The following is a 13,649-nucleotide window of genomic DNA, read 5'->3' as shown; positions in this document are numbered from 1 at the left end:
GACTAGAACCGCGCGGGGCAGGCCCGTCACAGCCGCAGTGAGAGTGGCGCTCCGTCGCGGGGCGCAATGCAGGGTGGTACCGCGGTCCCCACAGGATCGTCCCGGCGAGCAGACCTCGACCCGCGGAGAGACATGACCTACCCTCGCCCCTCATCCTTCGGCCCCGCCGCTGACCTCAGCGCCGCGGAGACGGCATCCGTCGTCCCCAGCCCCCGCTTCCCGGCCATCGAGCAGGACACGCTCGCGTTCTGGGAGAGCGATGACACCTTCCGTGCGTCGATCGCGAACCGCGAGGGCGCCGAGGAGTGGGTGTTCTACGACGGCCCGCCCTTCGCCAACGGCCTGCCGCACTACGGTCATTTGCTCACCGGCTACGCGAAGGACGTCTTCCCGCGCTTCCAGACCATGCGCGGCAAGAAGGTCGACCGCGTGTTCGGGTGGGACACCCACGGCCTGCCCGCCGAGCTCGAGGCGATGAAGCAGCTCGGCATCACCGAGAAGGACGAGATCGAGGCGATGGGCGTGGCGACCTTCAACGCCAAGGCCCGCGACTCGGTGCTCGAGTACACGCGCGAGTGGCAGGACTATGTCACGCGCCAGGCGCGCTGGGTCGACTTCGAGCGCGGGTACAAGACGCTCGACACGACCTACATGGAAAGCGTCCTCTGGGCCTTCAAGACCCTGCACGACAAGGGCCTCGCGTACGAGGGCTACCGCGTGCTGCCGTACTGCTGGCGCGACGAGACGCCGCTGTCGACGCACGAGCTGCGCATGGACGACGACGTCTACAAGATGCGTCAGGACCCGTCGGTCACCGTGACGTTCCCGCTCGTCGGGGCGAAGGCCGAGGCGCTGGGCCTGACCGGCGTGCGCGCGCTCGCGTGGACGACGACGCCGTGGACGCTGCCGACGAACCTCGCGCTCGCGGTGGGTCCCGGCATCCGGTACGCGGTCATCGAGGGCGGACCCCACGGCGCCGCCGACGTGCACCGGGCTCCCGACGGCACCGCCGACGAAGCCTTCGAAGCCGTCGCGCACCGCTACCTGCTGGCCGAGGACCTGCTGCCGAACTACGCCAAAGACCTGGGCTACGAGAGCCCGGATGCCGCCCGCGCGGCCGTGCAGACCACGGTCCTGGGCGCGGAGCTCGAGGGCGTGTCGTACGACCGCCTCTTCGACTACTACGCCGACGCCGAGACGTGGGGCACGCAGAACGCGTGGAAGATCCTCGTCGACGACTACGTCACCGTCTCCGACGGCACCGGCATCGTGCACCAGGCTCCGGCCTACGGCGAGGACGACAAGCGTCTCGCGGATGCCGCGGGCCTGCCGACCATCATCTCGCTCGACGACGGCGGCCGGTTCCTCTCGGCCGTCACCGACGTCGCGGGCGAGCTCTGGATGGAGGCCAACCGGCCCCTCATCCGTCTGCTCACGCAGGCCGGCCGGCTGCTGCGCGAGGCGTCGTACGAGCACTCGTACCCGCACTGCTGGCGCTGCCGGAACCCCCTGATCTACAAGGCCGTGTCGAGCTGGTTCGTGCGCGTGACCGACATCAAGGACGACCTGCTGGCGAACAACCAGCAGATCACCTGGGTGCCCGAGAACGTCAAGGAGGGCCAGTTCGGCAAGTGGCTCGAGGGCGCGCGCGACTGGTCGATCAGCCGCAACCGCTACTGGGGTTCGCCGATCCCGGTGTGGAAGAGCGACGACCCCAGCTATCCGCGCGTGGACGTGTACGGCTCGCTCGCCGACATGGAGGCCGATTTCGGTCGCCTGCCGGTGAACTCCGAGGGCGAGGTCGACCTGCACCGCCCGTATATCGACGACCTCACGCGCCCCAACCCCGACGACCCGACGGGACAGTCGACGATGCGCCGCATCGAGGACGTGCTCGACGTGTGGTTCGACTCCGGCTCGATGCCGTTCGCGCAGGTGCACTACCCCTTCGAGAACCACGAGTGGTTCGACGAGCACGCCCCCGCCGACTTCATCGTCGAGTACATCGGACAGACCCGCGGCTGGTTCTACGTCATGCACGTGCTGTCGACCGCGCTCTTCGACCGCCCGGCCTACACGGGCGTGTCATGCCATGGCATCGTGCTCGGCAACGACGGGCAGAAGATGTCGAAGTCGCTGCGCAACTACCCCGACGTCCGCGAGGTCTTCGACCGTGACGGCTCGGATGCCATGCGGTGGTTCCTCATGTCGTCGAGCGTGCTGCGCGGGGGGAACCTCGTCGTGACCGAGGAGGGCATCCGCTCGGGCGTGCGCGAGTTCCTGCTGCCGCTGTGGAACGCGTGGTACTTCTTCGCGACGTACGCCAACGCTGCAAGCTCCGCGAATGCCGCGGATCCCGACGCCGGTTACGCAGCGGTCTGGCGAACAGACTCGACCAACGTCCTCGACCGCTACATCCTGGCGCTGACGGGAGCCCTCGTTCGCGAAGTCGCCTCAGACCTTGAGGGTCTTGACTCAACGACCGCCTCCAGTCGATTGCGCGACTTCGCCGAGGTGCTCACCAATTGGTATATCCGCAGGTCTCGGGAGCGGTTTTGGGTTGGGGTGATTCCGGGGGATGACCGAACGCGCGAAGCCTTCGACACGCTGTACACGGTGCTCGAGACGCTTACTCGCGTCGCGGCCCCGCTTCTTCCGCTCGTGACAGAGCGCGTTTGGCAAGGCCTGACAGGTGGGCGCAGCGTGCACCTTGAGGACTGGCCGGACGCCGCCGCCTTCCCGGTCGAGGAGGATCTGGTCTGGCGGATGGGGGTTCTTCGAGACGTTGTTTCAGTCTCTCAAGGGCTGCGAAAGAAGAAGGGTATTCGGCTTCGTCAGCCTCTGCGGCAGCTTCAGATTGATGCCACACATCTCCCCAAGCTCACCGAGTTTTATGACGTCATCAAGTCCGAGCTGAATGTCCGGAACGTGATCGAGACCGGTAGCGGTCGCGACGGGGCCGAGATCGCACTGACCCAGCGAGTATCCGTGAATGCACGGGTCGCGGGTCCGCGCCTTGGACGCGACGTGCAAAGGGCGATTGTCGCCGCTCGAGCCGGTAAGTGGCGGTACTCCGGCGACGGCATAGTTGTGGATGACATCCAGTTGATGCCGGGCGAGTTCGAGGTCGTGCTTGAGGCCGCTGACCCCGACGCCGCGGTCGCTCTGCTGAGCGGCGATGGAGTCGTGGTGCTAGACACAACCCTCACCCCCGAGCTCGAAGCCGAAGGCCTGGCACGCGACATGATCCGTGGCATCCAGGACACCCGAAAGGCCGCCGGCTTCAAGGTAAGCGACCGCATCTTCCTCTCGCTCACCTTCGTCGATGACGCGGACGCTCAGGCGGTCGCCCAGGCGTTCGACGTCGCCGGGGTGGCCTCCGAGACGCTCGCCGAGGCGGTCGTGCTGGCCGGTCCCGAGGGCCGGCTCATCGAGCGCGGTTCCGCCCTGCCCGCCGAGTACGAGACGCAGCTCGCCGCCAAGACCTACGCGAACGTCGGTGCCGTCACGGTCGCCGTCGCGCGGATCGGAGCCCCCGCATGAGCGATCGCACCCGCGCCGACGCCGTCTACAGCGCGCTCCTCGAGCGCCAGGGCGAGCAGTGGGTCCAGCCGCGCGTCGAACGCACGCGCCGCGTGCTCGAGCTGCTCGCCGACCCGCAGCGCACGTACCGCGTGATCCACGTCACCGGCACCAACGGCAAGACATCGACCAGTCGCATGATCGAGAGCCTGCTGCGCGCGATGGGCCTGCGGACGGGACTGTTCACCAGCCCTCACCTCGAGCGTTTCACCGAGCGCATCCTCATCGACGGCGAACCCGTGGCGGATGCCGCGATCGCCGACGCGTGGGACGAGATCCAGCCGTTCATCGACATGGTGGATGCCGAGCTCTCGGCATCCGACGACGCTCCGCTGACCTTCTTCGAGCTCCTCACCGTGCTCGCGTTCGTGGTCGCCGCGGACGCCCCGATCGACGTTCTCGTGCTCGAGGTCGGCATGGGCGGCGAGTGGGATTCCACCAACACCGCCGACGGAGACGTGGCGGTGTTCACCCCGATCGACATCGACCACGCGGACCGCCTCGGGTCGACGATCGCCGAGATCGCGACCGTCAAGGCCGGGATCATCAAGCCCGGTGCGGCGGTCGTCACGGCCGCCCAACCGCTCGAGGCGCTGCGGGCCATCCGCGCGCGCGCCGAGAAGGAGGGCGCCACCGTCTCCGTGGCGGGCGACGGCTTCGCCCTCGAAGACCAGACGCTGGCCGTCGGCGGGCAGCAGGTGTCGATCCGCGGAGTGGCCGGGAGCTACCGCGAGGTCTACCTCCCGCTCTACGGCGCGCACCAGGGCGCCAACGCCGCCCTCGCCGTCGCAGCGGTCGAGTCGCTCATCGGCGGGGGAGAGCAGCCGCTCAACGCCGACGTCGTGGCCGACGGCCTCGGCAACGCGACCTCGCCGGGCCGCCTGCAGCTCCTCGGTACCGCGCCGACCGTGTTCGTCGACGCCGCCCACAACCCGCACGGCGCCCGCGCCCTGGTCGCGGCATTGAAGGAGTCGTTCGACATCGACGAATGGGGCGCCGTGGTCGGCATCCTGGAGGGGAAGGATGCCGCGGGCATCATGACGACGCTCGCCCCGGCCGTCGCCCGGGTCTTCGCCACCGCGCCCGACAGCGATCGCGCGACCGATCCCGATGCGATCGCCGATGTCGCCGAGGCCGCCGACCTGCCTGTGACGGTGCACCCGACGCTCGAGGACGCTGCCGACGCGGCGCGCTCCTGGGCCGTCGAGTCCGACCGACGGGCTGTCGTGATCGCCGGGTCCGTCGTTCTCGCGGGCGAGGCCCTGCGCCTGTCGGAACTCGAGGACTGGAAGGCCGGGTGGCAGGGTTGAGCCCGCGCGAACCGCGTGCCCCGCGGCCCCGTCGTCAGCGCGGCGCGCAGGAGTCCCTCGGTGCGGTGGTCCTGGGCTTCGAGTCGATCATCGTCTTCCTCGGCGGTCTCGTGGTCTACGGCCTCAAGGTGCTCCCGTTCGGCATCGAGCCGTGGTGGGGGATCGTCGGCGGTGTCGTCCTCGCCGTCGCCATGGTCGCGGTCTCGGGCTCGTTGCGGCATCGCTGGGCGCTGTTCGCCGGGTGGGGGCTGCAGGTGCTCCTCCTGCTCGGGGGGTTCCTGGTCCCGGCCCTCGCCGTGGTCGCTCTCATTTTCGGCGGCATGTGGGCGTATGCGACGATCAAGGGAGCGGCCCTCGATCGTGCCAACGCGCGGCGGGCCGCCGACCCCGACCTCTCGAACGGAGAATGACCCATGGCCACCGAAGAGACCCTCGTCCTGGTCAAGCCCGATGGCGTGGCTCGCGGCCTGACCGGCGCGATCCTCGCCCGCATCGAGGCGAAGGGCTACGCCCTCGTCGACATCCGCCTGGTCGAGCCCGACCGTGAGACCCTCGCCCGGCACTACGCCGAGCACGAGGGCAAGCCCTTCTACGAGCCGCTGCTCGAGTTCATGATGTCGGGCCCCTCGGTCGCGATCCGCCTCGCGGGCAACCGCGTCATCGAGGGCTTCCGCTCCCTCGCCGGCACGACCGACCCCACCACCGCGGCTCCCGGCACCATCCGCGGCGACTTCGGCCGCGACTGGGGCCTGAAGGTGCAGCAGAACCTCGTGCACGGCAGCGACAGCGTGGAATCCGCGGAGCGCGAGCTCGCGATCTGGTTCGCCTGAGCCCGAATGCCGAGAAGGCCGCCGCCCGAGAGGGTGGCGGCCTTCGTCACTCCCGCGGGCCTGTCGTGACGCACCGCCGGCCTGTCGCGGCGTGAGGTGGCTGAGCCTGTCGACGCCACCGCCCCGGCGGATCCCGGCCCCTTCGACGGGGTCAGGGACCTCCGCTCGCGACCCGGGTGGCTGAGCCTGTCGACGCCACCGCCCCCGGGACTCTGTGCCGCCGGGCGCGCTCGGGCCCCGCGTTTCAGACGTGCGGACGACTCACCGCGCTCCGGCGACCCACCGTGAGCCAGGCCACCGGACCCAGCACGGGCACCAGCAGAATGAGCGCCGCCCACAGTGCCACCGCCGGTGACGACGCCGAACCGGCCGCGCGCGAGAGACTGACCAGCCCCCAGATCGCGAGCCCCAGCGCCACGACGGCGCCACCCGACCACACGAGGTCGCTCGTCGCGGGCATCAGGGGGTTCACGGCATCCATGTCCCGAACGCTACCGCGGTCGTGTCAGAGCTGCGACAGCACGTCCAGGCGCACCTGCGCCAGCACGGCGACGACGACGTAGCACGCGAAGCTCATGAGGGGCACCCACACCATCAGTCGGTCGGCGACCTCGCGCACCTTCGGCGCGCCCGGGATCACGCCCTCGCGCAGCACGTGCAACGTCACCACGAAGAACGATGGGATGACCACCGACCACGTGACCATGCACCACGGGCACAGGGTCGCGAGGACGAAGAGGCTCTGCGCGATGAGCCAGACGACGAAGCCGATGGCGAAGACGAACCCGAGCCAGAACAGCACCCAGAACCACCGGGCGAACCGGGCACCCGCCAGCAGCGCCATTCCGACCACGATCGGCGCGATCCACGCGGCGAGGCCGATGATCGGGTTGGGGAAACCGAAGACGCTCCCTTGCGACGACTGCAGATTGGTCGAGCACTGCACGAGGACGCTGAAGTCGCACGAGGCGGCGGCGCCCGGGTTCATGAGCTGATGGAAGCGTTCCATGGTGAGCGAGAACGCCGCCCACCATCCGACCGCGCCCGCGAGGATCAACCAGATCGCGACGCCGATCGGACGACGGGGGGTGACGCTTTCGCTCATGGGGCGATTCTGCCACCGTCGGCATATCGGCCCGCTGTGGGCCTCTCGGCGTCGAGCGAACGCGGGAGGCGCCCCACGGGAGGGGTGGATGCCGCCGCGTGTCGCCCGTCGCCGTCGATCGGGCCGCTCGACGGGACCGTCCGCTGGCTGTTTCGCCGGTCCGTGCGATAATGAAAGCTGATGTGACCGCGGCCGCGCCGCAGGAACATCACCCAGAAGACTTCGGGCGATGACCGCCCTTCGCAGCACGAGCCGCAGGCCTGCTGCAGACCGAGTGAGTTCGCAGCCCCGCCGGGTGCGGCGCTGCATGAGATTTCGTCGGGCGACGCGCGGTGTCGCCCGCCAGGGAGAACCCCGAATGGCCGAAGTGACCGACGATCAGAACCCCGCCGAGCAGGCGCCGATCGAGAACCCCGAGACCGAGACCCGCGAGACCGAGGCGGTCGCCACGTCCGACCCCGCCGACACCACGCCTGCCGAGACCTCCGGTGTCGACGAGGAAGAGGCTGCGGTCCAGGATGCCGCGCATGCCGCCGCCGAGGACACCCGGGCGCCGGCCGTGCTCGAGGGCGAGGCCGCCACGGGCGACACCGCCACGGGCGACGCCGCCACGGGCGAGCGGCCCGAGGGCGAGGCCGACGCGGAGGCACCGGTCGACCCGTCCGCCGTCTCGGCAGACGACGCCGCCATCGGCGGCGACTCCGACGCCCCCGCCGACGCGCTCGTCGAGCGGAGCGGCACCTCTTCGATCGCCGAGGCGACTGCCGCCCTCGAGGAGCCCGCCGCCGAGAAGCCCTCCGCCGAGGAGCCCGCCGCCGCGGGGCCGGCCCCCGAGAAGCTCGCGAAGGCCGAGGAGCCCGCCGCCGCGGAGCCCGCCTCCGAGAAGCTCGCGAAGGCCGAGGAGCCCGTCGCGGTGGAGACGGAGAAGCCCGCCGAGCCCGAGAAGCCCGCGCGCCCGACGGCGGTGTCGCTCGGCCTGCTGCCCGAGAACTTCGTATCGGCCGTGTCGACGGCTCTGCACTTCTACGCTCCCGCGCTCCCGCCGCTGCCCGCCCGCGAGGAGTCGTGGGATCGCGACGACCGCGACGACGAGGGTCCCGCCGAGCGCGGTTCGTCCAACGCCCGTCGACGCAACCGCCGCCGCGGGGGAGCGGGCACCGGCGCCGCCGATGACGCCCCTGAGGCTCCCGCCGCCCCCGTCCGCCAGCGCGCGGTCGAGGTCATCACCGAGCCGCAGCGCATCAAGGGCTCCACGCGTCTCGAGGCCAAGAAGCAGCGTCGCCGCGACGGACGCGAGGCCGGCCGCCGCCGGCCCGTGGTGACCGAGGCGGAGTTCCTCGCGCGCCGCGAGGCCGTCGACCGCGTCATGGTCGTGCGCTCGAAGGCGGGTCGCATCCAGATCGCCGTGCTCGAGGACAACGTGCTCGTCGAGCACTACGTCGCCCGCAACCAGGACGCCTCGCTCATCGGCAACGTCTACCTCGGTCGCGTGCAGAACGTGCTCCCGAGCATGGAGGCGGCGTTCGTCGACATCGGCCGTGGCCGCAACGCGGTGCTGTACTCCGGCGAGGTCGACTGGGATGGCGTCGAGACCAACAACCAGCCCCGCCGCATCGAGCTGGCGCTCAAGTCGGGCGACCGCGTGCTCGTGCAGGTCACGAAGGATCCCGTGGGCCACAAGGGTGCACGCCTGACGAGCCAGATCTCGCTGCCCGGCCGCTACCTGGTCTACGTGCCGAACGGCACGATGAACGGCATCTCGCGGAAGCTCCCCGACACCGAGCGCGCCCGTCTGAAGAAGATCCTGAAGGAGGTGCTCCCCGAGTCCTCGGGCGTGATCGTGCGCACCGCCGCCGAAGGCGCCACCGAGGAGCAGCTCACCCTCGACGTGCAGCGCCTCACCTCGCAGTGGGAGCACGTGTCGAGCCAGGTCAAGACGATCCAGGCCCCGGCCCTGCTGCACTCCGAGCCCGATCTGCTCGTCAAGATCGTGCGCGACGTCTTCAACGAGGACTTCACGCGCATGCTCATCCAGGGCGACGAGGCACTGCAGACGATCTCGTCGTATCTCCAGGGCGTCGCCCCCGACCTGCTCGAGCGGGTCGAGAAGTACGAGGGCGAGCAGGACCCGTTCGACGCGTTCCGCGTCACGGAGCAGATCGAGAAGGCCCTCGACCGCAAGGTGTGGCTGCCCTCGGGCGGTTCGCTCGTCATCGACCGCACCGAGGCGATGACGGTCGTCGACGTCAACACCGGCAAGTTCGTCGGTTCGGGCGGCAACCTCGAAGAGACCGTCACCAAGAACAACCTCGAGGCCGCCGAGGAGATCGTCCGTCAGCTCCGCCTGCGCGACATCGGCGGCATCATCGTCGTCGACTTCATCGACATGGTCCTGGAGTCCAACCGCGACCTCGTGCTCCGACGCCTCATCGAGTGCCTGAGCCGTGACCGGACGAAGCACCAGGTCGCCGAGGTCACCTCGCTCGGCCTGGTGCAGATGACGCGCAAGAAGCTCGGCCTCGGCCTGCTCGAGACCTTCAGCGAGGCGTGCGACGTGTGCGCCGGCCGTGGCGTCATCGTGCACCACGATCCCGTGGTGCGCCACCGCGCGACGGGATCGGCGGGCGGCAACGGCGGCGGTAACGGCAACGGCGGTTCGTCGAACCGACGCGGTCGCGGCGGAAACGGGCAGAACGGCAACGGCCAGAACGGCGGCAACGGAAACGGCTCGTCGCAGAACGGCGGCAACGGCGGCAACACCGGGGCAGTCGCTACGCAGGCCGGCGGAACGCACGTCATCACCGAAGGGGTGAAGTCCGCGCTCGCGCAGATCGCGGCATCCACCGTGAAGCCCACCATCGACGACCCGGCGGTCGTCGAAGCCGCGGTCGTCGCCTCGGTGGAGGCCGTTCTCGAGGCCAAGTCGGAGTCCGATGCCCCCGCGGCACCGGTGCGCGAGAAGCGTCCGCGCAAGAAGCGCGAGCCCAAGGCCCCCCGCACCGAGAAGGACGCCCTCCTCGAGTCCGTGCTCGAGGCGCTTCCCGAGCCCAAGGCTCCGGGACAGGGTCGTTCACGTCGGCGCGTGACCACGGCCGCCCTCACCGGCACCCCGGTGAACGCGCAGCCGCCCGCCGACGCCTGAGCTCGCGGCATCCGTCATCGAGGTGTCGGACGTGTCACCCCCGCTCGTGTGCGGAGGGCGCGTCCGGCGCCTCACTCGTGGGGGCGACGCCGCTCGCGCGCGGTGATGCGCAGCCCCGAGGCGCGCAGGCGGCGCACGAGCTCCTTGCCGCCCACGTGCTGGGCACCCGCGGCGACGAGGTCGGCGTGCCGTTCATCGGGCACGTCGTAGTGGTCGAGATCGAAGGCGCGCGGAGGGATGCCGGCGGCGGCGGCGAAGGCGTGCAGCTCGTCGAGGTCGCTGTCGCTCACCAGGTGCGCCCACAGCCGTCCGTGCGCGGGCCACTGCGGGTCGTCGATGAGGATCGCCATCCCGCGATCCTACGGTCGACACGCGGGGCGGATGCTTTTGCCGGATCCTCCCGGGTGAGCTAAACTCGACCCTTGGTGCGTCGCGTCCGCTCTCATCGGAGCGTGACCCCGCTGACTTTCGTCGGCCGGATCGCACCGAGACTTGGGTCGTCAGACCCTCCCGACGTCATCAGACAACCGGAGCCGTGCGCTCCCGAACGAAAACAGGTGTGAAGTGGTTTACGCAGTTGTGCGCGCCGGCGGCCGCCAGGAGAAGGTCCAGGTCGGCACGGTCGTCGTGCTCGACCGCCAGAAGGCGAAGGTCGGCGAGAGCATCCAGCTGCCCGCCGTCCTGTTCGTCGACGGCGACGCGGTCACGACCGACGCCGACAAGCTCGCGAAGGTCTCGGTCACGGCCGAGGTGCTCGGCGAGGAGCGCGGTCCGAAGATCGTGATCCAGAAGTTCAAGAACAAGACCGGCTACAAGAAGCGCCAGGGCCACCGTCAGGACCTCACGCGCGTCAAGATCACCGGCATCAAGTAAGAGCCAGGAGACGCAGAGATGGCACACAAAAAGGGCGCAAGCTCCACCCGCAACGGTCGTGACTCCAACGCACAGCGCCTCGGCGTGAAGCGCTTCGGCGGCCAGGCCGTCAACGCCGGCGAGATCCTCGTCCGCCAGCGCGGCACGCACTTCCACCCCGGCGCCAACGTCGGTCGTGGTGGCGACGACACGCTGTTCGCTCTGGCCGCCGGTGCGGTCGAGTTCGGCAACAAGGGCGGCCGGAAGGTCGTCAACATCGTCGCTGCTGCGGAGTAATCCTCAGCGCTCCGGCGCTTCCGAGGGGGTGGGCACTGCCCGCCCCCTCGTCTTTTTTCCCGTGCACGGCTGACCCGAACCCCGCCTGCACCGACGGCATCCCCGTCTCCGCCGCGTCGGCCCCGCCGCCGCCCACCCGGAAGGACCCGCCATGGTCACCTTCGTCGACCGCGTGACCCTGCACCTGCGTGCGGGCAAGGGCGGCAACGGCTGCGTCTCGGTGCGCCGTGAGAAGTTCAAGCCGCTGGCCGGTCCCGACGGCGGGAACGGCGGCAGCGGCGGCGACGTCGTGCTCGTCGCCGACCCGCAGGTGACGACCCTGCTGTCGTATCACCACTCGCCGCACCGCTCCGCGGGCAACGGCGGTTTCGGTATGGGCGATCACCGCTCGGGCGCCCTGGGCGAAGACCAGGAACTCCCCGTCCCGCTCGGCACCGTGGTGAAAGACCCCGACGGCAACGTGCTGGTCGACATGCTCACTCCCGGCATGCGCTTCGTCGCCGCGCCCGGCGGCCTGGGCGGTCTCGGCAATGCGGCCCTGGCCTCGCCGAAGCGAAAGGCCCCCGGCTTCGCCCTGCTCGGTACCCCCGGCTGGGAGGGCGATGTCGTCCTCGAGCTGAAGACCGTGGCCGACGTGGCGCTGGTCGGCTTCCCGTCCGCCGGCAAGTCGAGCCTCATCGCCGCGGTCTCCGCCGCGCGGCCCAAGATCGCCGACTATCCCTTCACCACCCTCCACCCCAACCTGGGCGTGGTGCAGGCGGGCGACGCGCGGTACACGATCGCCGACGTACCCGGCCTCATCGAGGGCGCGAGCGAGGGCAAAGGTCTGGGGCTCGAGTTCCTGCGTCACGTCGAGAGGTGCACGGCGCTGGTTCACGTGCTCGACTGCGCGACGCTCGACCCGGGTCGCGATCCGCTGAGCGACCTCGACATCATCCTCGCGGAGCTCGCGGCCTACCCGGTGCCGGAGGGCCAGGTGCCGCTGCTCGAGCGTCCGCAGATCGTCGTGCTCAACAAGATCGACGTGCCCGAGGCGCACGAGCTCGCGGACTTCGTCCGTCCCGACATCGAGGCGCGCGGCTTCCGGGTCTTCGAGATCTCCACCGTCAGCCGCTCGGGTCTGCGCGAGCTCACGTTCGCCCTCGGCGACATCGTGGAGCAGCACCGCCTCGCCACCATCGACGACGCTCCCGCCGAGCGGGTCGTCATCCGTCCGAAGGGCGCGGAGAAGGACTTCGAGATCAAGGTCGAGGGCGGCACGTACGGCCCCGTCTACCGCATCCTCGGAGACAAGCCGGTCAAGTGGGTGCAGCAGACCGACTTCCAGAACGAGGAGGCGGTGGGCTACCTTGCCGACCGCCTCGCCCGTCTGGGCGTCGAGGACGGCCTGTTCCGCGCCGGCGCGGTTGCCGGTGCGACGGTGGTCATCGGCCCCGGCGACGGCATCGTCTTCGACTGGGAGCCCACGCTCACCTCCGCCGCGGAGCTCATGACCGCGCCGCGCGGAACCGACCCCCGCCTCGTGCAGAACAACCGCCGCACCTCCTCGGAGCGTCGCGAGCAGTATCACGAGCGCATGGATGCCAAGGCCGACGCCCGCGCCGAGCTCGAGGCCGAGCGCCGCGCGGCGCGTGCCGCGGGGATCTCGCCCGACGGCGACTCGTCCGCCCTGACGTTCGAGGACGAGGAGCGGTGACCGCGACCACCCGCGCCGACATCCCCGGCGCATCCCGCGTCGTGGTCAAGGTCGGGTCGTCGTCGATCAGCGGCGACGGCGCTCACCGCATCGACGCGATCGTCGACGCGCTGTCCCGCGCCCACGGATCCGGCACCGAGGTGGTCCTCGTCTCGTCGGGCGCGATCGCCACCGCCCTGCCCCTGCTTGACCTGGAGGGGCGGCCGAACGACCTCGCGACGCAGCAGGCGGCCGCCGCCGTGGGCCAGAACGTGCTCATGTGGCGCTATCAGACCTCGCTCGACCGGTTCGGACTGCTGGCCGGGCAGGTGCTGCTGACCGCCGGCGACCTCGAGAACGCCACGCACCGCTCCAACGCTCGGCGTGCCATGGAGCGTCTGCTCGGTCTCGGTATCCTGCCCATCGTCAACGAGAACGACACCGTCGCCACTCACGAGATCCGCTTCGGCGACAACGATCGGCTCGCAGCCCTCGTGGCCCAGCTCATCGGTGCCGACGCCCTCGTGCTGCTGAGCGACATCGAGACGCTCTTCACCCGCCCGCCGAGCGAGCCGGGCGCCCGCCCGATCACCGATGTGGCCTGGGGCGACGATCTGTCCGACTTCGAGTTCGGCGCCGGGGTCGTCAACGGTGTCGGCACCGGGGGAGCGGCCACGAAGGCGTCCGCGGCGAAGCTCGCGTCGACCGCCGGCGTCGGCGTGCTCGTCACGAGCGCCGACCTCGTGGCGTCCGCCCTCGCGGGAGACGCGGTGGGCACCTGGTTCGCTCCGAACCCCGATCCCGTCACCCTGGCCACGGGCCCCGTGGGCGCTGTGAGCGCGCCGGTACACTGAGC

General features: G+C 70.3%; 12 protein-coding genes. 9 read left to right on the top strand and 3 right to left on the bottom strand.

Going from position 1 to position 13,649, the window contains the following annotated elements:
- Window positions 1-132 precede the first annotated feature (132 nt).
- From ileS to ndk, 4 genes are read left to right on the top strand one after another with little or no spacing between them, the layout of a single operon-like run.
- Window positions 133-3,543, top strand: a complete 3,411-nt coding sequence (gene ileS, locus ACFZA2_RS10935; RefSeq protein WP_391404414.1) for an isoleucine--tRNA ligase — start codon at window positions 133-135, stop codon at window positions 3,541-3,543.
- Window positions 3,540-4,892, top strand: coding sequence for a bifunctional folylpolyglutamate synthase/dihydrofolate synthase (locus tag ACFZA2_RS10930; RefSeq protein ID WP_391404411.1), 1,353 nt, complete (start codon window positions 3,540-3,542; stop codon window positions 4,890-4,892). The genes ileS and ACFZA2_RS10930 overlap by 4 nt, the downstream gene beginning before the upstream one ends.
- Window positions 4,880-5,302 (top strand): DUF4233 domain-containing protein, encoded by a 423-nt coding sequence (locus tag ACFZA2_RS10925; protein ID WP_391404408.1) that lies wholly within the window; start codon window positions 4,880-4,882, stop codon window positions 5,300-5,302. Before ACFZA2_RS10930 ends, ACFZA2_RS10925 begins: the two co-directional genes overlap by 13 nt.
- Before the next feature lie 3 nt (window positions 5,303-5,305).
- The gene (gene ndk, locus ACFZA2_RS10920; protein ID WP_103209139.1) at window positions 5,306-5,722 is read left to right on the top strand and encodes a nucleoside-diphosphate kinase; all 417 of its coding nucleotides are present in this window, start codon (window positions 5,306-5,308) and stop codon (window positions 5,720-5,722) included.
- A 244-nt stretch (window positions 5,723-5,966) separates the two neighbouring features.
- Here the strand turns inward: ndk and ACFZA2_RS10915 are convergent, their stop codons facing one another.
- Window positions 5,967-6,203 (bottom strand): PLDc N-terminal domain-containing protein, encoded by a 237-nt coding sequence (locus ACFZA2_RS10915; protein WP_391404405.1) that lies wholly within the window; start codon window positions 6,201-6,203, stop codon window positions 5,967-5,969.
- A 24-nt stretch (window positions 6,204-6,227) separates the two neighbouring features.
- Entirely contained in the window at window positions 6,228-6,827 is a 600-nt protein-coding gene (locus ACFZA2_RS10910) for a vitamin K epoxide reductase family protein (RefSeq protein ID WP_391404403.1), read from the bottom strand.
- 358 nt (window positions 6,828-7,185) lie between these two features.
- Here ACFZA2_RS10910 and ACFZA2_RS10905 point away from each other — a divergent pair, with 358 nt between their 5' ends.
- On the top strand, window positions 7,186-9,969 hold the full coding sequence (locus ACFZA2_RS10905) for an Rne/Rng family ribonuclease (protein WP_391404400.1): 2,784 nt from the start codon (window positions 7,186-7,188) through the stop codon (window positions 9,967-9,969).
- A 71-nt stretch (window positions 9,970-10,040) separates the two neighbouring features.
- Here the strand turns inward: ACFZA2_RS10905 and ACFZA2_RS10900 are convergent, their stop codons facing one another.
- Window positions 10,041-10,319, bottom strand: a complete 279-nt coding sequence (locus ACFZA2_RS10900) for a DUF4031 domain-containing protein (protein WP_315995606.1) — start codon at window positions 10,317-10,319, stop codon at window positions 10,041-10,043.
- 214 nt (window positions 10,320-10,533) lie between these two features.
- Here ACFZA2_RS10900 and rplU point away from each other — a divergent pair, with 214 nt between their 5' ends.
- The 4 genes from rplU to proB all read left to right on the top strand — a co-directional run bounded on the left by rplU (window position 10,534) and on the right by proB (window position 13,647).
- On the top strand, window positions 10,534-10,842 hold the full coding sequence (gene rplU, locus ACFZA2_RS10895; protein ID WP_076675829.1) for a 50S ribosomal protein L21: 309 nt from the start codon (window positions 10,534-10,536) through the stop codon (window positions 10,840-10,842).
- Window positions 10,843-10,860: 18 nt separating this feature from the next.
- A complete protein-coding gene (rpmA, locus tag ACFZA2_RS10890; protein ID WP_058596273.1) occupies window positions 10,861-11,118 on the top strand; it encodes a 50S ribosomal protein L27 in 258 nt (85 codons plus the stop codon).
- Between the two features lie 151 nt (window positions 11,119-11,269).
- Complete coding sequence (obgE, locus tag ACFZA2_RS10885) at window positions 11,270-12,814, top strand: GTPase ObgE (protein WP_391404396.1); 1,545 nt, start codon at window positions 11,270-11,272, stop codon at window positions 12,812-12,814.
- Window positions 12,811-13,647: a glutamate 5-kinase gene (proB, locus tag ACFZA2_RS10880; protein WP_391404393.1), complete on the top strand. Its 837-nt coding sequence runs from the start codon at window positions 12,811-12,813 to the stop codon at window positions 13,645-13,647. Before obgE ends, proB begins: the two co-directional genes overlap by 4 nt.
- The last annotated feature ends 2 nt before the right edge of the window (window positions 13,648-13,649 follow it).

The organism is Microbacterium sp. NPDC007973, from assembly GCF_042958465.1.
Taxonomy (GTDB): Bacteria; Actinomycetota; Actinomycetes; order Actinomycetales; family Microbacteriaceae; genus Microbacterium; species Microbacterium galbum.
Note: the sequence above shows the minus strand (reverse complement) of the source record. Positions and strands in the feature narration are given on the sequence as shown.